21 protein-coding genes are annotated in these 19,765 nt (G+C 41.1%); 2 read left to right on the forward strand and 19 right to left on the reverse strand.

Features of this window, described 5'->3' with window-relative positions:
* Positions 1–32 precede the first annotated feature (32 nt).
* Positions 33–2,789 (reverse strand): isoleucine--tRNA ligase, encoded by a 2,757-nt coding sequence (ileS, locus tag F3G76_RS06980; protein ID WP_149706296.1) that lies wholly within the window; start codon positions 2,787–2,789, stop codon positions 33–35.
* Positions 2,790–2,884: 95 nt separating this feature from the next.
* Between ileS and F3G76_RS06985 the strand changes: the two genes are divergently transcribed.
* Together F3G76_RS06985 and F3G76_RS06990 are read left to right on the forward strand one after the other, a co-directional pair.
* Positions 2,885–3,982: a CinA family protein gene (locus F3G76_RS06985; RefSeq protein WP_149706297.1), complete on the forward strand. Its 1,098-nt coding sequence runs from the start codon at positions 2,885–2,887 to the stop codon at positions 3,980–3,982.
* A gap of 88 nt (positions 3,983–4,070) precedes the next feature.
* Complete coding sequence (locus F3G76_RS06990) at positions 4,071–5,321, forward strand: pectate lyase family protein (protein ID WP_149706298.1); 1,251 nt, start codon at positions 4,071–4,073, stop codon at positions 5,319–5,321.
* A 50-nt stretch (positions 5,322–5,371) separates the two neighbouring features.
* On the opposite strand, the gene F3G76_RS06995 is transcribed toward F3G76_RS06990, so the two are convergent.
* From F3G76_RS06995 to F3G76_RS07080, 18 genes are read right to left on the reverse strand one after another with little or no spacing between them, the layout of a single operon-like run.
* Positions 5,372–7,600 carry an MMPL family transporter gene (locus F3G76_RS06995; protein WP_149706299.1) on the reverse strand — a complete coding sequence of 743 codons (2,229 nt, stop codon included), beginning with the start codon at positions 7,598–7,600 and terminating at the stop codon, positions 5,372–5,374.
* Positions 7,597–8,115 (reverse strand): LolA family protein, encoded by a 519-nt coding sequence (locus tag F3G76_RS07000; RefSeq protein WP_149706300.1) that lies wholly within the window; start codon positions 8,113–8,115, stop codon positions 7,597–7,599. Before F3G76_RS07000 ends, F3G76_RS06995 begins: the two co-directional genes overlap by 4 nt.
* Positions 8,112–8,540, reverse strand: coding sequence for an acyl-CoA thioesterase (locus F3G76_RS07005; RefSeq protein ID WP_188116272.1), 429 nt, complete (start codon positions 8,538–8,540; stop codon positions 8,112–8,114). The genes F3G76_RS07000 and F3G76_RS07005 overlap by 4 nt, the downstream gene beginning before the upstream one ends.
* Positions 8,537–10,147 carry a glycosyltransferase family 2 protein gene (locus tag F3G76_RS07010; RefSeq protein ID WP_149706302.1) on the reverse strand — a complete coding sequence of 537 codons (1,611 nt, stop codon included), beginning with the start codon at positions 10,145–10,147 and terminating at the stop codon, positions 8,537–8,539. Before F3G76_RS07010 ends, F3G76_RS07005 begins: the two co-directional genes overlap by 4 nt.
* Positions 10,144–11,700, reverse strand: coding sequence for an AMP-binding protein (locus tag F3G76_RS07015; protein WP_149706303.1), 1,557 nt, complete (start codon positions 11,698–11,700; stop codon positions 10,144–10,146). Before F3G76_RS07015 ends, F3G76_RS07010 begins: the two co-directional genes overlap by 4 nt.
* Complete coding sequence (locus F3G76_RS07020; RefSeq protein WP_149706304.1) at positions 11,690–12,235, reverse strand: COG4648 family protein; 546 nt, start codon at positions 12,233–12,235, stop codon at positions 11,690–11,692. The genes F3G76_RS07015 and F3G76_RS07020 overlap by 11 nt, the downstream gene beginning before the upstream one ends.
* On the reverse strand, positions 12,225–12,470 hold the full coding sequence (locus F3G76_RS07025; RefSeq protein WP_087582919.1) for an acyl carrier protein: 246 nt from the start codon (positions 12,468–12,470) through the stop codon (positions 12,225–12,227). Before F3G76_RS07025 ends, F3G76_RS07020 begins: the two co-directional genes overlap by 11 nt.
* A gap of 2 nt (positions 12,471–12,472) precedes the next feature.
* Positions 12,473–12,730 (reverse strand): phosphopantetheine-binding protein, encoded by a 258-nt coding sequence (locus tag F3G76_RS07030; protein ID WP_012140381.1) that lies wholly within the window; start codon positions 12,728–12,730, stop codon positions 12,473–12,475.
* Complete coding sequence (locus F3G76_RS07035) at positions 12,714–13,523, reverse strand: lysophospholipid acyltransferase family protein (protein ID WP_223227442.1); 810 nt, start codon at positions 13,521–13,523, stop codon at positions 12,714–12,716. Before F3G76_RS07035 ends, F3G76_RS07030 begins: the two co-directional genes overlap by 17 nt.
* Positions 13,450–14,118 (reverse strand): beta-ketoacyl synthase chain length factor, encoded by a 669-nt coding sequence (locus F3G76_RS07040; RefSeq protein WP_149706306.1) that lies wholly within the window; start codon positions 14,116–14,118, stop codon positions 13,450–13,452. Before F3G76_RS07040 ends, F3G76_RS07035 begins: the two co-directional genes overlap by 74 nt.
* On the reverse strand, positions 14,118–14,534 hold the full coding sequence (locus F3G76_RS07045; RefSeq protein ID WP_012140384.1) for a hypothetical protein: 417 nt from the start codon (positions 14,532–14,534) through the stop codon (positions 14,118–14,120). Before F3G76_RS07045 ends, F3G76_RS07040 begins: the two co-directional genes overlap by 1 nt.
* 12 nt (positions 14,535–14,546) lie before the next feature.
* Positions 14,547–15,800, reverse strand: a complete 1,254-nt coding sequence (locus F3G76_RS07050) for a beta-ketoacyl-ACP synthase (RefSeq protein WP_149706307.1) — start codon at positions 15,798–15,800, stop codon at positions 14,547–14,549.
* Positions 15,800–16,519, reverse strand: coding sequence for a 3-oxoacyl-ACP reductase FabG (fabG, locus tag F3G76_RS07055; RefSeq protein ID WP_149706308.1), 720 nt, complete (start codon positions 16,517–16,519; stop codon positions 15,800–15,802). Before fabG ends, F3G76_RS07050 begins: the two co-directional genes overlap by 1 nt.
* On the reverse strand, positions 16,512–16,955 hold the full coding sequence (locus F3G76_RS07060) for a hotdog family protein (RefSeq protein WP_149706309.1): 444 nt from the start codon (positions 16,953–16,955) through the stop codon (positions 16,512–16,514). The genes fabG and F3G76_RS07060 overlap by 8 nt, the downstream gene beginning before the upstream one ends.
* Positions 16,952–18,118: a beta-ketoacyl synthase N-terminal-like domain-containing protein gene (locus F3G76_RS07065; protein WP_149706310.1), complete on the reverse strand. Its 1,167-nt coding sequence runs from the start codon at positions 18,116–18,118 to the stop codon at positions 16,952–16,954. Before F3G76_RS07065 ends, F3G76_RS07060 begins: the two co-directional genes overlap by 4 nt.
* Positions 18,105–18,482, reverse strand: coding sequence for a hypothetical protein (locus F3G76_RS07070; protein ID WP_223227443.1), 378 nt, complete (start codon positions 18,480–18,482; stop codon positions 18,105–18,107). The genes F3G76_RS07065 and F3G76_RS07070 overlap by 14 nt, the downstream gene beginning before the upstream one ends.
* Positions 18,483–18,507: 25 nt before the next feature.
* Positions 18,508–19,029 (reverse strand): 4'-phosphopantetheinyl transferase family protein, encoded by a 522-nt coding sequence (locus F3G76_RS07075; protein WP_149706311.1) that lies wholly within the window; start codon positions 19,027–19,029, stop codon positions 18,508–18,510.
* Positions 19,010–19,693 carry an ABC transporter substrate-binding protein gene (locus F3G76_RS07080; RefSeq protein ID WP_149706312.1) on the reverse strand — a complete coding sequence of 228 codons (684 nt, stop codon included), beginning with the start codon at positions 19,691–19,693 and terminating at the stop codon, positions 19,010–19,012. The genes F3G76_RS07075 and F3G76_RS07080 overlap by 20 nt, the downstream gene beginning before the upstream one ends.
* Positions 19,694–19,765: the final 72 nt, after the last annotated feature.

The following is a 19,765-nucleotide window of genomic DNA, read 5'->3' on the forward strand; positions in this document are numbered from 1 at the left end:
TCGTTGCGACTATGATAGTTGCGCTTACTGGCTCACTTAGCACTTATGACCTCTTCACATCTTGGGCATAGCGCATCTTCTTTGCTAGCGTTAAATTTCCAGCATCTTGGGCATTTGTGAAGGTTGCTTGCTATGATCTTAAATTTATCACCCTCAAGCTCAAACTCAGCTAGTGGCTCGCTATCATCGTAAGGTCTAACTGAGCTTACCATGTAAAGGTCGGCCACTTCGCGCTCGTCGTAGCTTGTGATGTTGTGGTTTGTGGTCTCTAGGCTTAGCTCTAGGGTTGATTTTATCTTTTTGTCCTTTTTAAGAACGTCCACGATCTCGTTAAATTTCTCCCTGCTGGCAAAAAGCAGCTCATCTTCAAAGCTAAGATCAAATTTGATTGGCTTATAGACTAGATCAAACGCGTCTTTTGCCTCGCCTTTGATGATCTTTGGAGCGTAGTCCATCACCTCATCGACAGTGTAAGTAAGCGTTGGAGCGATAAGTGGCAAAAGCGCCTTTGTTATGATCGCCATCGCACTTTGAGCTGATCTTCTTCTTGGGGCGTCTTTTGCGTCGCAGTAAAGTCTATCTTTACAAACGTCAAGATATACGCCGCTAAGATCGGCTGATAGGAAATTTAAAAGGATGTTAAAGCCCTTTGAAAAGTCGTAATTTCTAAAGCAAGCGCTCGCCTCGTCAAAGACCTTTTTAGCACGTGCTAAGATCCACTTATCAAGGATGTTAAACTCTGTATTTAAGCTTTCAAGGTCATTTACGTTTGCTAGTAAAAAGCGGATAGTGTTGCGGATTTTGCGATACTGCTCGCTTATTTGTTTTAATATATCTTCGCTTATTTTTAGGTCGCTTGAGTAATCACTCATGCCAACCCAAAGGCGTAAAATTTCCACGCCGTGAGTCTTAGCCACGTCTTGTGGAGCGATGACGTTGCCCTTACTTTTGCTCATCTTCTCGCCCTTAGCATCGACTGTAAAGCCGTGAGTTAGGATGCTCTCATAAGGTGCGTGAGAATTTATAGCTGTGCTTACTAGAATCGAGCTTTGAAACCAGCCGCGGTGCTGATCTGAGCCCTCTAGATACATGCTTGCAGGGTATTTGCCAGCGTCGTAGTTGTCGCTTTGCAAGACCGCATGCCACGTCGAGCCGCTATCAAACCAAACGTCAAGGATGTCCATCACTTTTTCTAAATTTTCAGACTTGTATTTTGTGCCCTTTGGTAAAAGCTCGTCTATGCTTAGCGCCCACCACGCATCAGCGCCTTTTTCTTTAAAGATAGCCACGATGTGGTCTAAAATTTCACTATCAAATATAACTTCTTTTGTCGCTTTATCTCTGAAAAACGCGATAGGCACGCCCCAGTCACGCTGACGAGAGATGCACCAGTCTGGGCGATTTTCTATCATCGAGCCTATTCTTTTTATGCCTACGCTTGGGTAAAATTTAACCTTTTCAAGCTCTTTTAGCGCTGTTTGTCTAAGCGTTTTGCCACCTAGTTTAGCCTCGTCCATAGCAATAAACCACTGCTTTGTGGCTCTATAAATGACAGGTTTGTGCGTTCTCCAGCAAAATGGATAAGAGTGTCTAAATTTAGATACGCTAAGCAAGCTTTTGCCAAGTAGCTCTAAAATTTTCTCATTTGCTTTAAAGATGTGCATGCCGACAAACTCATCTACCACGTCGCTTCTAAATAGTCCGTGATGTTTTATGCTCTCATCGTAGCAGCCACCATCATCAACTGGCATCAAAATTTCGCTAAAGCCATATTTCAAACAGACGTAGTAGTCGTCCTCGCCGTGTCCTGGAGCTGTATGAACAAGTCCAGTACCTCCATCCATCATGACGTGATCGCCTAGTAAAAATTTAGACTTTCTGCCGTTTAGTGGATTTATCGCGTGAGTGTTTTCAAGTAGGCTTGATTTAAACTCTTTTTTGACCTCGCCTTTGCTTAGGCCACTTTGCACAACGCTTTCAAGTAGTGGCTTTGCAAAGATCAAATTTTCAGCCGTTAGCACATAAATTTCATCTGGATTTAGGCTTATGGCTTGATTTGCTGGAAGTGTCCAAGGCGTGGTCGTCCAAATGACAGCGCTTGCCTCTTTTACGCCAAGCTTTTCTAACGCGTCACTATCAAGCTCAAACGCTACGTAAATAGAGTAGTCTTCTTTCTCCTCGTACTCGACCTCAGCTTCAGCTAGCGCTGATCTAGCCGCCCAGCTCCAATAAACTGGCTTGCTTCTTTCAACCAAAAGCCCTTTTTTAGCGATCTCGCAAAGTGCTTTGTAGATGTCGGCCTCAAACTCAAATTTCATCGTCATGTATGGATTTTCAAAGTCGCCGATGATGCCAAGGCTTTTAAATTCATTTCGCTGAATGTCTATAAATTCTCTCGCGTGCTGTCTGCAAAGCTCTCTGATCTCGACCTTGCTAAGCTCTTTTTTCTTATCGCCAAGCTTTACTTCGACTTGCTGCTCGATAGGCAAGCCGTGGCAGTCCCAGCCTGGCACATAGCGGACGTTTTCGCCGTAAAAATAGTGCGTTTTTGTGATGATATCTTTTAAAATTTTATTTAATGCGTGGCCGATGTGAAGGTGTCCGTTTGCATACGGAGGGCCGTCGTGGATGTTGAAGCTTTTAGCCGTATTTTGGCGGTTTTTCTTCATTTTTTCATAAACCTTGCGCTCTTCGTACCATGATTTTAGTCTTTGTGGTTCATTTTGTGGGAGATTTCCGCGCATCGGGAAATTTGTCTCTGGGAGTAAAAGTGTCTCTTTGTAGTCCATTTTTTACCTTGATTTTAAAATTTGCTAATTTTACACCTGTGCTGGTTAAATCACACTGAAAAATAGTATAATGAGGCAAAAAAAGGAGCTTAAAAATGAGACAAAGTATCTTGATAATAGGCGAAGATCTTGAGATAAATAGAGAATTTCTAAACTACATTTTTCAAAGTTACGAGGATCATTTTGGCGAGCTTGGAGTGGTCAGTTTTGCTCCAAAAAATAGCAAAGAGCTACCTTTTATCATCGAAAATTTATCAAAAGATTACGACTTTGTAAGCATTTTTGGCTCGGATGAAAATTTTGCCATCGCTGCAAAGATCGTAGCGACGCTAACAGGGGGCTCGCTCGAGCTAAAAGATAGCACGACACTTGCCCTTAAAGATAGCTTAGACTACTCAAAAAATAGCTTTCTAGCCAGCCTAAATAACGCTCAGATAAATCTCATAAAAGCTAATCCAAATGAAGAACTAGGCGAGTTTCTCACCGACTATGAGCCTGATTTTAGTTACTTTCATCTAATAGACATCGACGCAGATAGCGCGAAGATCCTTATGCTGCCACTTGCTAAAACTTATGAAGTTGATATCACTCTTGCGCAGATCCTGCCAAATTTGATACTAGTAAGGGCAAAAAGCAATAAATTTGGCCAGATCGAGAGTTTTTTACAAGGGGTAAAAACGCTATTTTCGCAAAAATTTATCCCGCAAAAAGATGTGATCAAATTTGTAGCAAAAAAGCTCATGCAAAAGGGGCTTAAAATTTCATTTGCTGAGTCTTGCACGGCTGGGCTTGCGGCGGCTAAATTTGCAAGATATGGCGGCGTCTCAGCCAGCTTTGATGGCTCATTGGTGACTTACGCAAATCACATAAAGCACGAGTGGCTAGGCGTTGAGGATGAAATTTTAGATACTTACGGAGCCGTGAGCGAGCCTTGCGTAAAAGCGATGGTAAAAGGCACGCTAAGCACGACAAATGCGGACTTTGCGCTTGCTATTAGCGGTATCGCAGGACCAGGCGGTGGCACAGCTAGCAAGCCAGTTGGCACGGTATATGTCGCAGCTGGCGATAGAAACGGCAACATCGAGGTTGAGAGGCTACTTTTAAAAGGGGAGCGCAACTACGTTAGAGAGCAAAGCGTGCTAAGCGCCTATCTATGCCTGCTTCGTCTAAAAAGCGAGATATTTTTCGCGTAAATTTTATCTTTTTAAAAATAGCACTAAATTTAACGGCGACATTTGCAATAAAATATCAAAAACAAAAGCCAAATTTAGGAGGCTAAAGATGTTTAAAAAGATATTGTTTCTAGCTGTTTTTTCGTTATTTGCATTTAGTGCCAAAACACAAGCAGGCGAGATAAAAGCAAGCGACTCGCCCTTTGGTTACGCTAGCATTGGTGCAGAGCAAAATTTTGGCGGATACGCCGGCAAAGAGAGCAAAGAAGTCGCCATCCAAAATAGGCAAGAGCTCGTAAAATACGCCAAAATGGGTGGTTACGTCATCTATGTGGATGGGCTCATAGACCTTAGCGAAGGCAAGATCCCGCAAAATGGCAATAGCGATGGGCTGGATAAATTTATAAGTGAGATTAGCAGTGGCGAGTTTGACACTTATACTAAATTTATGCAGGCTTACGGCGCTTCGTGCCGTGCATTTTTAGATGGTTCGCAAGATCCAAAGCTAGCAGCGCTTCGCAAAAATTTAGCCAACGAATACAAAAAGCTCATCGTAGTGCCGGTAGCTAGCAATACCACGATAATCGGCTTAGGCGAAAACTCAGGCATAAAAGGTGGCTCACTTTCGCTAAAAAATGTCCAAAATATCGCGATCCGCAACATGCTGATCGAAGATGCTTTTGATCCATTTCCAGATGTACAAAAAAATGACGGCTTTAACGCGCAATATGACGGCGTTAGTATAGAATCAAGCAAAAACATCTGGGTAGATCACTGCCATTTTAAGGACACTGTGGATCTTAGCCATGTGCATTTAGCAGGCGGAGAGCTTACTAAATGGCAAACCTACGACGGACTGTGCGACATCAAGGGGGATAGTGCGGCTATCACGATCTCGCACAACATCTTTGAAAACCACGACAAAACGATGCTAATAGGCTCAAGAGACTCGGACGGCAGCAGCGAAACTAGAACTATAACGGTCGCTCATAACATTTTTGACAACTGCGCGCAACGCCTACCTATGGCACGCAATGCAAAGGTGCACATCTATAACAACTTTTACGACTCAAAAGATGGCTTTTATGACCAAAAATACGCCATTGGAGTGCGCTTTGGCTCACTAATATACGCTCAAAACAACTACTTTACAAATGGCGTCAAGATAAGCTACAAATGTAACAAAGGTACCATTTTTGAAAGCGGCAACATAGACCTTTCTAAAAAAGGCAGCGTTTGCGAAAAGCTAACCAAGCCGCCATTTGAGCCTCCATATAAATTTGAGCTCCTAGAAGCTTTAAGCGTCCAAAACGAGGTAAATAAAAACGCAGGCACAGGCAAACTAGCCGTTATAAAATAATATCACCAAAGCCCCGAGCTAGCCAAAACGCTTGGGGCATAAAAACAAAGCTAAATTTTTATATTTTTACAAGCCAAAACGCTAGCACATAGCCCATATATCAGCACGCAAAGGCTAACGCTTAGCCCAAAGACGCTAAGAGCGGCGGTCTGGCTAAAAGAGAGCGTAAAAAACGAGATAAAACTCGTGATAAATGCGCAAAATATCCCATAAATTCGCTCTTTTTCGCTAAGGCTCTCATTTAGCGCAAATATCATGTAGTCAATCCCCACAGCGCTTGCAAGGATAAGCCCAAAGACGCCAAAAATGCTTAAATTTACGCCAAAAACAGCAAAGATAAAGAGCGTAAGAAGCACGCCAAAGATGATGACGCCCATCACAAGTGCCGAGATAAGCGCACTAAAATAAACCCACAGCAGCAAAAACGCGACCACAAGAGCTGCTATTTTTAGCTTTAGTGCAAGCTCTTTTGCCTGAGTTAGGCTCTCATTTAGCGAGCTAGCGAAATTTAGACTAAAAGCGTTGTGGCGCTCTAGTAGCTCATCACTTGCCGCCCCTTTTACAAAGCCACTCGCGTAAGCCACACTTGCATTTTCATCAAGCATAAATTTCTTAAAATCCTTCATAGATTTTAGAGCCAAAATTTCATTCGCGCTAAGCTCTTTTTCGCTCAAAACCTTTAAAATTTCACTTCGCACTTCATCTTTACTAAAGCCAAATTTCTCATAAATCGCGTAAATTTGCTCATCATCAAGCGCCTTTTTAAAGGCCTCTTTTAGCTCATTCTGCTCGCTTTTACTTAAAAACATATCGCTTAGCGAGCTCTCATCTTTTATCAAATTTCTCTTTTTTAGCTCATCTAAAAGGCTCTTTTCACCTCCCAAAATGTCACCTCTTGATCTTGTCACGATCATCGTGTTTTGGTTGTTGCCAGTTAGGCTTAAGATATAAGAAGAGTCCGCTAGCAGGCTCTTTGGCATATTTGAGTAGTCTTTTACGTTTTCGCTTTTTGATAAATTTTTAAGATCAAAACCAAGAAAAATAGCTAGCAAAATAAGTGAGATAGCTAGAAATTTAAGCCCCAAATGCCTTGCAGCCACGTCTGAGAGCTTACAAAATTTAGTTAAAAACGCATCAAAAACCTTTGATCTATAAAATTTCACCCCTTCAAAGACTAAAGGCATGAAAAAGTAGCTAGCTAAAAAAGCAGCAACTAGCGCAAATGCCGAAAATAGCGCCACTTCTTTAAGCAGCCTAAGATCAGAAAAAGTAAAAGCAAGATAGCCACTAAGCGTGATAAGTAGGCCTAGTAAGAAAATTTTTAGCATATTTTTTATGCTGCTAGCCCTGATCGCTTCGCCCTCGTTTTTGCTAAGCCAGTGCAAGACGTAGTCAAACATAAGGCCAATGAGGCTAGTGCTTATTAAAATAGTAAGGATATTTAGCTCATTTAGGCAGAGCAAAGTGCCTGCAAATGCCACACTAAAGCCAAATGCAGCGATAAATATCACATAAAAAATTCGCAAATTTCTAAAAGCAAGCATCAAAAATATAGCGGTTAGGCTAAGCGAAACCACGCTCATATAAAGGCTCTCGCTCTCGTTTTTTTGCTTTGAAAATGCCTGATAAAGCGCACTTGAGTGTACAAAAAGCTCGTTTTGCCCAACTTTTAGCGCATTTAGCTCGTTATAAAAATTTATTAGCCCCTCGCTCGAAGCTCCCTTTTTTAGCTCGCCTTTTAGCAAGAAAAAGCTCTTTTTGCCGTCCTTTACCTCAAGCATGAGATCTGCTAAATTTAAGCTCACATTGCCATTTTTTGCGCTAAAACCGCTACTTAGCGAGAAAAAATCATCATTTATATTTAAAAGTCTAAAGCTAAAGCTGTTAAAAATTTCCTCTGCGCGCTTTTTGAAAAAGGCGTTTTTGTCACTCTTTAAAAGCTCCAAATCACCCCTACTTAAAAGAGCGATCTTTGAGCGATTGATGTCACTTTTTATATCATTTAAATTTAAGTCGATGTTCGCCTCAAAGCTCTTAAAAAGCGAGCTTTTAAGCGCCAAGCTTTGCACGTTTTTGGCTAGCTCTTTAGAATTTACCAGTACCAAAAAATTTGACGCCATCTCATCTTGCACCTCTTTTAGCACCTTTGCCTCTTTGGCGTCTTTGAAATTTATCAGTGAAAAGATATCAGTTTGGACGTTTTTTAGGCTCGCAAGCGAATATCCAAGCGAGGCTAAAAAAACAAAGATAAAAGCCGAAATCGTGGCTAGTTTTTTCATTTTATACTAAACTCATTTAGCGTTTTATCGCCGCTTACCTCGTCAAGCTCGATCTTTTTTACCGCCTTGTCGCCACTTATCTTTATAGTTTTAAAAATTTGTTTAAAGAGTAAATTTTTAGGGCTTAGCTCTATACTCCACTCTTTTAGGCTGCCGCCTGTCTTTATGTCAAATTCTTTTCTAAGCTCGCTCTCATCAAGGCTGATGATAGCAAGAAAGAGCTTTTCATCAAAATTTGCCGTTGTTTTTTCAAGCTTGCCATTTTCGTTTTTGAAAATGCCATCTTTGTTTATAAAAACCTTTGAAGCGACAGGCTCAAGCGTATCCCAGTAAAGACCGCCATTTTCGAGCCTAAACTCGCCAGAGCTTTTTATGCTTTTGTTAAAGCCAGCCAGACTCTTTGTCTGCGTAAAATTTCCGCTTACTCCATCTGTTTTTACTATATTTTTAAGCTCACCTAGCTCATAGCCAAAGCAAGATATAAAAATGGCTAAAAAAAGAGCTATTTTTCTCATCTTTTCTCCTTTTCATTGTAGGCTTTAAGCGCTTTTTTTAGGGCTTCTGGCATCTCAAAGCAAGTTTGCAAGCTCTTCATCTCGATGACAGCTTGGGCTGTATTTGCCTCGCTTATTTTTTCACCCTTTTCATTTTCTATAAGGTAGTGAAATTTCAAAAATGTTTCGCACTCGCTAAGCGTCGTCGTGACCTTTATGACGTCGTTAAAAAAGGCTGGTCGCACGTACTTTACGTCAAGCTTTACGATAGGAAAGGCGTAACCATCTTTTTTCATAGCGATGTAGTTGTATCCTAGCTTGTCAAGTAGCTCGCAACGCGCTATTTCTAGGTACTTGACGTAGTTGCCATGCCACATCACCTCCATACTATCAACGTCAAAAAACGCCACTTTAAATGTGCTAACGTGTGAAATTTTCACTCTCATCTCCAAAAATCAAAAAAGTTAAACCACTGCGACGGGTTCTTGCACGCTCTTGCTTCAAGCTGCCTTACATAGCTTTGCACGTATGGCAGGACGCTTGCCTTGCGGTCTCTGCTAAGCTTTATCTCATCAGCGATATCGCTTAGCTCTATGTCAAATTTATCGCCCTTTTTTATGCACCAAAGTGCGCTCATTTTTACTCCCAAAATGCCAGCTAGCAGGTATGGGCCGTAGTTAAATTTAGCCTCCTTGCCAAGAAAGCTAAGCCTTATAAATTTATCTCCATTAAGCGGCGTCCTATCGCCCATTATGCCGATATTTACGCCATCTTCAACCGCCTCTTTTAGCTGCATCATCGCAGCCGCATCAAGCTTTTCAACGCTTATTAATTTGATCTGCCCCTTGCTGATCTGCTCTAAAATTTTATAAAAATTCTCGCTACCCTTGCTATAAACCAAGATGATCATGCGAAAATTTGGCGATCTAAGTGAGAGCGCCTTGCAAATTTCTACATTACCAAGATGGCTTGTAAGCACGATCCTACCACGCTTTGAAGCTTCAAACTCATCTTTAATGCTGTTAAATTTACTAAGCTCTAGCTCGCTTTCAAGCACGCCATTTTGCCAGATGCGAAATTTATCACATATTGCTATGCCAAAGTCGTAAAAGTTGCTAAAAACGCCAGTTGCCGGCTTTTTACCGCTAAATTTTTCTACATTTAAAAGAAATTCTCTTATATTTTCTCTCTCAACTTTTGAAAAGAGATAGTAAAAGCAAACGACGATGATAACGATAGGTTTTATGAGAAATATAGGCAAATTTCTAGTTAAAAATAGGCTAACTCTAAGAAAAAATTCGTTTGATCTCTCGCCCTTTTGCCACCATGCGTATTTTTGTCCTTTAAAGGCTTTACCGAGCAAAAATGGCACTAAAGTAAAAAAATATCTAGCGTGCATGAGGCTTATTAGTGCGTTATCTTTTAGCATTTTAAAGTGCGAAACGCCGCCAGCTTCGTAGCTTACTTTTAGCGCTATCCACTTTATCTCTACGCCAGATCTCACGGCATTTACCAAGATCTCCATGTCAAATTCCATCCTATTTGAGCTACTTTGGAGGGTCGCACTCTCAAGCTCTTTTAGCGGATAAATTCTAAAGCCACACATCGCGTCTTTGATGTCAAAATTTAAAGAGTTGATCTTAACCCAAAAATTTGTGATCTTTCGCCCATAAAACCTCGACTTTGGCGCGTCCTCGCCGTAAATTGGATCAGCCATGATTAGGTCATTTGGATATCTTTTGCTAAGCTCTAAAAACTCCGCTACCAAGCTTATATCGTGCTGAAAGTCAGCGTCGATCTGAAACGCGTGCGTGTAGCCATTTTGCAAAGCGTGCCTAAAGCCATCTTTTAGCGCAGCTCCCTTGCCGCCGTTTTGCGCTCTTGTTAAAATTTCTACACCAAATTCGCTCAAATTTAGCAAAGCTTTTTTTGAAGTTTCATCTGATCCATCATCGACTATTAAAATGGGTAGATCATATCTCGCAAGCGCCTCACAAAGGGCTTTTATCTTTTCTGGATGGTTGTAAAATGGTATGATAAAGAGCGTCTTCATAAGCCAAGCTTTATCCTGCCAACAGCACTTCTAGCGCCATTACAAAATATCTCAAAGTAAATCTTCTCATCTCTTTGCGAAATCTCTATGCAAAGCTCGTCATTTGGCCTTACAAATTTTAAAAATTTCAAATTCTCCACCACACATTGATCGCCTATTTCTGCGCCAATCTCTCTTGCAAATTTAAACACAAAATCGAGCTGCACAAAGCCAGGCAAAAGCGGTAAATTTGGAAAATGCTCCATAAAAATGCCAAGCGCAGGACTTAGCTTTGTCTTAAATTTATAAACGCCCTCTTCGCTACTTTTCTCCCAAGAAAGCTCCTCGTTTTTTTCTAAAAGCAGCTTAAAATTTGCCTTTAAAAACTTGCCCTGAGCGTTTTTGCAAAGCGAGCTAACGATCTTAAAATATCTAACACTATTTTTAAACTCAGGCCTTAAAAGCTCATTTAGCCTTGCTACAACGCCCTTTTTGCCGCTATCTCTAAAGAGCTTCACCCCCTCGTCGCTAAGCTCCAAAAGCGCAGCTAGACGCTTAAACTTAGGATGCGTGTCGCAGTAGCAGTCTTTTAAAAGGCTGCTTTCAAACATCTTATTTTCGATACTTATTAGATTGACCCTTTTGTCATTTAGCTTAACGATCCTATCGATCCTGCCCTTTAGCGTGAGCCTGCTACCATCTATCTGCGCCCAGTCGCTAGTTTGGAAAAACTCACACCAAGGCGAGCTCACATTTAGCGCCTCGTCCTCGCTAAGACCAGCTTTTACCTTGCTAAAAAGTAAAAGCTCATCGCCTAAATTTCTAGCAACTATGCCAGTTTCGGTGCTACCATAAATTTCAATTATCCTAGCGCTACTTAAGCTTTCTATCTTTGCTCTTAGCTCGCTCTTTAGCGCTGAGCCTGCGCAGATGATGTTTTTTAGCCCTGAAATTTCAGCCGCTCTTGGGCTAGAAACTAGCGTTTGAAGCAGGACTGGGCTTGTTACGAAGCTTAAATTTGTAAGGTCAAGTTCAAAGATCGCCTCTGGGTAGTTTAGCTCCTTGCTAACGGCCTTTGCGCCAGAGATGAGCGGCAAAAAGACCTTAAATGTAAGGCCAAACATGTGCTGGTGCGAGACGCTAGCAAAAAATTTATCCTCCTCGCCAAATCCCAGCTCATCTTTTAAAAATATCCCCTCATCTATCATCGCGCCAAGGCTTTTTTGGATATTTTTACTAGCTCCACTTGAGCCTGAGGTCTGGATAAAAAATGTAGAATTTTGATCAAATTTTAGCTCCATGCTCTTGCTAAAGTCTAAAAAATCACCAAAATTTTCATCATTAATGACAAATTTATCCCCGCTATATATCGGCTTTGCAAGCAAGATAGGTTTTACACCAACCCCAAGTGCTCCAAAAAAAGCAGCGCAAAAGTCAAAACTCTGGCTTAGATAAATTTCTATCTCGCTTAAATTTTTCTCTTTTAAATTTGCCCCAAAAGTAGCTGCGTACTCATAAAGATCCTTGTTGATATCCACAAATTTAAATGCCTTTAGACACTTTTTAAAATCCATTTTCCCTCTTTAAAATAAAAATTTTACGATATAAAATTTCGCCAAAAAACAAAACTCCCATCAAGATATAAGATACAAATGAGCAGTAAATGCTCCAGTAAATTTTATCCTCAAACTGCGCCAAAATAAAGGCAAAAGCTGCGTTAAAAACGAAAAACCAGCACCAAATTTTAGTTAGCCCTCTTGTGTAGCTAACGACTTTTTCATCTATCTTTTTCTCTTTTAGCCTAGCAAGCCTTGTTATGACTGCCTCGCCCTTTAAGCTGTAAAAAAATATCGCCAAAAAGCCAAGACTTACGATACTTGGGTATAAAAGCGCTAAATTTACACTTCTAAAAATAGCACAAACTGCAAAAAATAGCCCAGCCGCTAAGCAAACCTGCCTTGTTTTAGCGCTTTCAAAATAAGCCCTAGCCAGCCAAAGAGCACAAAGAGCGCAAAAGATAAGAGTTGCACCTTTTTGCCAAAAAAATAGCACCAAAGGGTAGGCGATGCTTGCTAAAACTAGCGCTACTTTTACTATCTTATGCTTCAAATTTCTTTGCTACGGCTTTTACGATATCATCGAGCGTTTTTACGTTTTTAAAGTCCTCTGGCATCAGTCTATAACCAGTTTGGCGCTTGATGTAATCAATCATATCAATAGCATCTATACTATCTATCTGCAAGTCCTCATATATCCTAGTTTCAGGCCTTATCTTGCTCTCGTCTATCTCAAAAAGCTCGATCAAAGCCTTCTTTAAAATTTCAAAAATTTCTACTTCGCTCATTGTTATTTCCTATTTTCGTAAATGTATTTTGCAAGAGAAGATACACTAAAAAATATCTCTTTTAAATTTGCTGTCTTTGAGTCAAGCACGAGGCCATATTTTTTCTGCACAGCTAGCCCAAGCTCTAGTGCATCGACGCTGTCAAGCCCGAGCCCCTCGCTAAAAAGCGGCGCGTTCTCGTCGATATCGCTTGGCTTCATATCCTCTAAATTTAAGCTTGTGATGATCAGCTCTTTTATCTCATTAACTAGTTCTTTCACTAAATTCCTCCTTATAAATTTTACTTATCTCTTCGTGTAGTGCTCTAGCCCTTACGGGGCTTGGCCTATCTTTTAAAAACTCACCAACTTCAAATTTCTTTAGCTCTTTGAAGACGTACTTTATCTTTTCATCTGGCGTTTTGTACCATGGCTCATTTTTTCTAAGGCTTCTTGGAGCCATATTTATACCCACACAAACCACGTTAGACGCGCCTTTTATGCCCATATATGCGGCTGCTTTATGAAAGATGATCTCCTCTTTCGTGCGTGTGCCCTCTGGGAAAATGAGCAAATTTTCGCCGCTTTTTAAAACATCTACGCTTTTTTGTAAAAATTCCTCGTTATTTGTGTTTGGTATGTAGTTGCACGCCCTAATAGCCGCAAATAAAAATACATTTTTGCCAAGCTCGCCCTTTACGATGCAGTTTATCCTTTTAAATCTTGAGACCAAAAAGACCACATCAAGCAGCGAAGGGTGGTTTGCGATGACTAAATTTGAGCCGCCATTTAGCTTAGTAAGCTCAAATTTATAGTCCAGATACCCACAAATTTTAGTAACTTTTATAAAAAATCCCCAAGAAACTCTAACAAGATCTCGGCATAAATTTTGCAAAAATTTAAATTTATTTAGCCCTAAAAGCACGACTGGCACTAACAAAAGATCGCCACTTATGCAAATGAGCGCAAAAAAAGAAAATAAAAATCCAGCTCTTAAAATTTTAAGGCTCATAACTAAAATTCCAAGATGAAAAATGGCTACTGCTTTGCCACGTTTTTGCCAAATTTGGGTCAAAATTTACGATAAAGCTTTGCAGTAAATTTTCTGAAATTTCTTCTTCTTTTTCCACTCTTTTTAGAGTTAAGACTCTCTTATCTTTTGCCTTTGAAACGACGAGCGCTAGCATAAATGATGGCTTTTTCTCATCAAAATAGCTCTGCGATATCGACTCATGATAGGCAAGGATGAGCACCTTTTCATATCCGTCATTTAGCCTCAAAAACGCAGCTTGCAGCGCATCTTCTACTGGGCTAAAAGAGGATATGGCTAGAATTTCATTATGATTTTTAGCTTCGATGCCAAGAAGCGACGATATAGCATTATGCACAGAGAGTGAAAACGACGTTGGCGATACTGGCTCAGCCTTTGCAAGCGCAGTTTCTAGCTCAAAACAGCGATTTATCTCGCCCTCATAAGAGCTAAAAATGACTGGCATGTCGATACTCTCAAAACTACTAAGCAGGCTAAAAGCGCACTTTGCGGCACTACTTAGCCTTCTTCTTTGCATCGGCGGGATCTTTGCTAGATCAAATTCTTTTTTATATCTAGCCAGATCCTTGCTGATCTCGCCATAAGCTATAGCGTCATAAAAATCAACTTGAAATTTCATTATTTCGCGATGTCGCCTCTTAATGTGACGCCAGACATCAAAGAACCGCTGCCGCACTGAAACTGAGTTTTAGAGTTAAATGGCTGTTTTTTGTAATATCCAGTCAAATTTACAACCTTCGTGCCGCCCTCTTTCACCGCTCTTTCTTGAAATGACTTTAAAGCAGAGAGAAGTGCGATCTGGCAAGCCTCTTCGTCGCTTTTATTAAAGCCATTTGTCTTTTTGTTTGACGTTAGATCTCTTACGATCACCTTGCCAGTGTATCCTGTGCCAAAGCTGATGCTAACGTTTGGTAGCAAAAATTCTTTAGCCTTTGGGCCGTTTAGAAAGTCAAGTGAGTGGTACTTCACGTCATCTCTTGCGCTAAGGCTTGAGGCAAATGCCAAAACGGCAACTAATGAAACTAATCTTTTCATTTTTTATCCTTTTTAAAATTTGTTATCTACTCTTTTAAATATCAAAGATGTATTTACACCGCCAAATGCAAAGTTGTTACTCATCACAAAGTCCGTCTTTATCGGCGTTGGCTCCTTTAAGTAGTTTAGCTTTGCACACTCAGGATCAGTTACATTTAAATTTATAGTTGGGAAAAATAGCTCTTCTCTCATCATCATTATGCTTGCTATCGCCTCCAGCCCGCCACAAGCGCCAAGCGTGTGACCTAGATAGCTTTTAAGTGAGCTAATGGCGATATCCTCTCCAAAAAGCTCGTTTGTAGCGATACTTTCAGCTATATCGCCATGTTTTGTCGCGGTGGCATGGGCATTTACGTAGCCAATGCTTTTTGGCTCTAGTTTTGCCGCGCGGAGTGCTAGGCTCATCGCTGCTTTCATCGTAGCACTTTGTGGTCTAGTGATATGCGTGCCGTCACACGTAGAGCCAAAGCCAACGACCTCAGCGTAAATTTTAGCTCCTCTTTTTAAGGCGCTCTCTTCGCTTTCAAGCACTAAAAATCCAGCCCCCTCGCCAAGCACCAAGCCATCTCTATCTTTTTCAAACGGCGTTGGTGTCAAATTTGGCGCGTGGTTTTTGACACTAGTCGCATAGAGCTTGTCAAAGACGTACGCCTCGCTCACGCAAAGCTCCTCAGCCCCGCCAGCTAGCATCATATCTATGCTGCCATTTTTTATGCTCTCGTACGCGTAGCCAATGGCGTGTGAGCCGCTCGTACATGCCGAAGATGTAGGGATGATGCGCCCTTTTAGCGAGTAAAATAGCGCGATATTTGCCGCCGTGGTGTGAGGCATCATTTTTATGTAGGTATTTGCGTTAAAGCCGCTATCCATGTCCAAAACTAGCTTTGCCATGTCAAGGATAGAGTCGGTGCTACCAGTGCTTGAGCCACTTGCCACGCCCATCCTGCCATCTTGCACACTTGGGTCTAAATTTGTAGCCTGCAAATCTTCTCCATTTAGCAAGCCAGCGTCTTTTAAGGCAAGCCCAGCTGCGTGCACGCTATAAGTTGAGACCTTGCCAAGGCTTCTTAGCTGTTTTCTGTCCCACTCCTGCGGGTGTTTGTAGTCTATGATGGGTGCTGCTAGGCGCGTGTTTAGCTCCTTATAGTCCTCCCACTCGCTCATATATCTCACGGCATTTTTGCCTTCAAGAAATTTAGCCCTCATCTCCTCCCAGCTGTTGCCAAAAGCACTGACTGCGCCGATACCTGTGACAAATACACGCATTAGCAAAGTCCTCCATTTACACCGATGACCTGCCTTGTGATGTAGCTAGCCTCGTCACTTAGTAGAAATTTAACAAGTCCTGCCACCTCATCTGCCTCGCCAGCTCTTTTTGCAGGTATGGCCTTTAGCACCTCATCTAAAAAGTCGCTATTTAAAATTTCTTCGCTCATATCTGTCTTTATAAGCCCTGGTGCCACGCAGTTTACTGTTATGCCCCTGCTGGCAAGCTCGACTGCAAGGGCTTTACTAGCACCTATGATGCCTGCCTTGCTAGCTGAGTAATTCACCTGACCTCTGTTGCCAATGACCCCTGAAACAGAGCTTAATGTCACTATCCTAGCTGGCTTTCTAGTCCTTATCATAGGCATTAGCGCTGGTCTTAGGACGTTGTAAAAGCCATTTAAATTTACATCTATCACGTCAAACCACTCTTCATCACTTAGCCCAACAAAGGTATTATCCCTTGTTATGCCAGCATTTAAAATAACGCCGTAGTAGACGCCATTTGCCTCCATGTCAGCTTCTATAGCTTCTTTAGCCGCAGCAGTGTCAGCCACGTCAAATGTCATAAATTTAGCCCCAAGCTCGCTAGCCATCTTTAAAAGCTCATCGCTCTTACTTCTTGCGTGAAGCACCACTTCGTATTCATTAGCAAGGCTCCTAGCGATGCTAGCTCCTATGCCTCTACTTGATCCAGTTATCAATACTCTCTTACTCACTAAGTGCCTTTTTTACAAATTCTTCATCAGGGCTCATCACGTTTAAAACCGCCCTTGCGCCAAGCTCGACATTTACAAAAAGTTCGCTGTCATACACGCCAAAACCACTCTCATCTTGGATCGAGCACTTTGAGACGATCACTATCTCATCGCCCACTTTAAAATATGGCCTAAAAATTTCAAATTTTCTACTGCCAAGCAAAAAGCCAAATATCGCCTTTTCGCCCCTTAGCTCACGCATCTTTGAGTCGTAAATGCCAAGACTTTGAGCCATCATCTCTATCGCCTTTTGCGTCATAAATTTACCATCTTCTAAAAAGGGATTTTGCTCATTTATCACGCTTCTTACTTTTATGCTCTCACAAGGGATAAATTCCAAAATTTCATCGATCAGGGTTATGGCGCTGCTGTGCGGCAAATAATCACTTATCATCATCTCACTCTTTTAAATATTATCGCGGCGTTATCTCCGCCAAAGGCAAAAGATAGCGACATCGCTGTTTTTACGTCAAATTTCGTGCCGCTTTTTACTAAATTTATAGCCTCCAAGCTCTCATCATACTCGCCGTCATAGACGTGTGGTGGCAAGGTGCTATTTTCCTCCATGCAAAGCATGGCGCAAATGGCGCTCTCAATAGCTCCAGCAGCCCCAAGCGTATGACCGATCTGAGGCTTTAGTGTGCTTGCAAAGGTGGCGCCAAGCGTTAAATTTACAGCTTTTGCCTCCATTTTGTCATTTGCCTGCGTGCCGGTGCCATGCAAATTTACATAGTCCACGCCGCACATGCTGGCTCTTTTTAGCGCGCCCTCTATGCACTTTACCGCCATTTTAGCGCTAAAATCAGGCTGCGTCATGTGAAAAGCGTCGCAGTTTGAGGCAGAGCTAGCGACTACGACGTTTGAAATTTCATCACGGCTTAGCAAAAACAGCCCAGCTCCCTCGCCGATATTTATCCCCTCTCTATTTTTAGAAAAGGCCTGACTTGGGGCGCTGCTTAGTATGCTAAGTGAGTTAAAGCCATTTATCGTAAGCGTATTTAGGCTGTCTACTCCGCCACAAATGACCGCGTCACAAAGCTCACTTTCGATTAGCCTTTTTGCCTCAATAACCGCCTTGACGCCCGAGGTGCACGCAGTCGATACACAGTAGTTTGGGCCGCTAAGCTCGTAAAAGTCGCTCACAAACTCAGCCACGTTTGCAAGGCAGTTTCTATCTATATTAAATTTAGCCCTATCAAAAGCATCAGTTTTTATATACTCTTTAAACGCTTCATAGTTTTCTTCAACACCGCTTGTTGTAGTACCAAGAACTACTCCCACACGGCTTTTGCCATATTTTTTGATCGCTCTTTTTATCTCATCACCAATCTCTAGCATCGTGCTTAAAAGCAAGGCGTTGGTGCGAGTTTTGAAGTGTTCTTTGGTTTTGCTTGAAAAGCTAGGTAAAACGCCATTAAATTTACCCACCAAAAACTCATTTTGCGGGTGAAATTCAGAACTTTTGCTTAAAAATCTCTTGCCACTTAAAAGCGAGCTTAAATTTTCATCACTACTGCTACCTGCGGCGCTGATAATGGCTGGTTTGCTAACGTAGATCAACGCTTTTTACCTCATAAATTTGATCATCTATCATAAATTTTTGCTCATTTTTTTCATCTTTTATCATCTCAAGCACCTTGATAAAAAGCTCGTTATAGGCACTATTTGGTGGCAAGAAGCCCAAATTTGCAAACGTGCCGTCCCTTAAAACTCGCCTAGCTTCTGGTGCGCCAAGTGCGTTTACAAGGCTAAATTTATACTCATTCTCACTATTTTGCACATAGAGCATTAGCGGCCCTTTTGATGAACTGACCTTAAATGCTTTTAAGCTAAAATCCGCCAGCTTTGGCGTATCAAATTTCTTCGCACAGCCAAGAGCTAGAAGCGTTACCGCAAGGATCATAGCTATCTTTTTTACAAGCACTTTTTACCTTTTTAGTGTTCTAAAATCATAAAAATTTAACAATTATATCTTTGCTATGCTTAAATGCAAGGCAAATGATAAATAGATTATTAATAATCAAGTATCTTCTATCCATTTCGTCAAATTTAACGCTAGCAAGGTCGCTAAAGGCTAAATTTTTGGCTTTTATAACAGCCTCTTTTGCGGTGTAAATTTCATAAAATTTTTGTATTTTGTCTTTGGCATTTGCGTAAATTTCGCTCTCTTTTTTGTTAAAGCAAAATTTGATCACTCCGTCAAAATTTCGCTCTTTTAGCTCCTCCACATCAACGCCAACTTTTTCTTTTGAGATAGCCAAAACGGCGATATTTTCTTTGTGAGAGAGGCAAATTTTACCCCGTTTTTTTGCTTTAAATTTTAAATAGCGAGAAAGTTTAAATGAGTTTGAATTTGCTAAATTTGGATATTTTTTTAGTTTTCTACGCTCTTTTCTAGAAAGCATTTTGGGGCTAAATTTCTCAGCATCAAAGCCGATAAAAAGATAAATTTCACCCCTTTTTATAGGCATTTTCAACTCTTTTTTTATACTCTTTTGCGCTTTTAAACGCCTCTTTAAACTCGCCACTAACCGCCCTTAAAGCGTCATTTTTAAGCTCGATCTCATCTTTAAACGACCTAATCCTTGGCGTAAAAGCGACCTCATCCTCTCTAAAATCAGCCTCTTTGAGATCAAAATTTAAATTACTTATTTTGCTATTTAAGATATGCAAGGCGCATTTTCTTGGTCCAAAGATGAAATTTCGCTCTTTTAATGCCTTTAAACTCCTTACCAAAATGCCGCCATAAAGCGCTGGCTCGCTCTTAAAAGAGATGTCAAAACCAAAATTGTGAAAGTAAATTTCGCCCGCCTCGCACGATCTTTTGTAGGTGTTTGCATCAAAGCAGGTGTAAATTTCAAGCTCGCTAAATTTATACTCCACGCCACTTACAACGAGGATCTTGCTTTGCATCAGCTCACGTAAAAAGCCCTGAAATTTCGCGTCAAGATACGCTTTAAAGCCCCCTATTTTAAAAAGTTCGTCTCTTTGGCTCTTATCTAAGCTTTTAAAACCATCTCGACTAAGTGCTTTAAATTTTTCTTTGTCAAAATGACTTTGCTCAAAAAACCCACTAAGCATTGCCACTAGATCAAATTTAGCAAAATGGCTTTTAAGTAGCTCGCCTGATAGCATTTTTGCTCCTAATTTTTTGGCATATTTTAAGAAATTTAGCTTTTATATGCAAATGTTGGGTCTAAAATCCAT

It is taken from the genome of Campylobacter concisus, assembly GCF_902460575.1.
Taxonomy (GTDB): Bacteria; Campylobacterota; Campylobacteria; order Campylobacterales; family Campylobacteraceae; genus Campylobacter_A; species Campylobacter_A concisus_AW.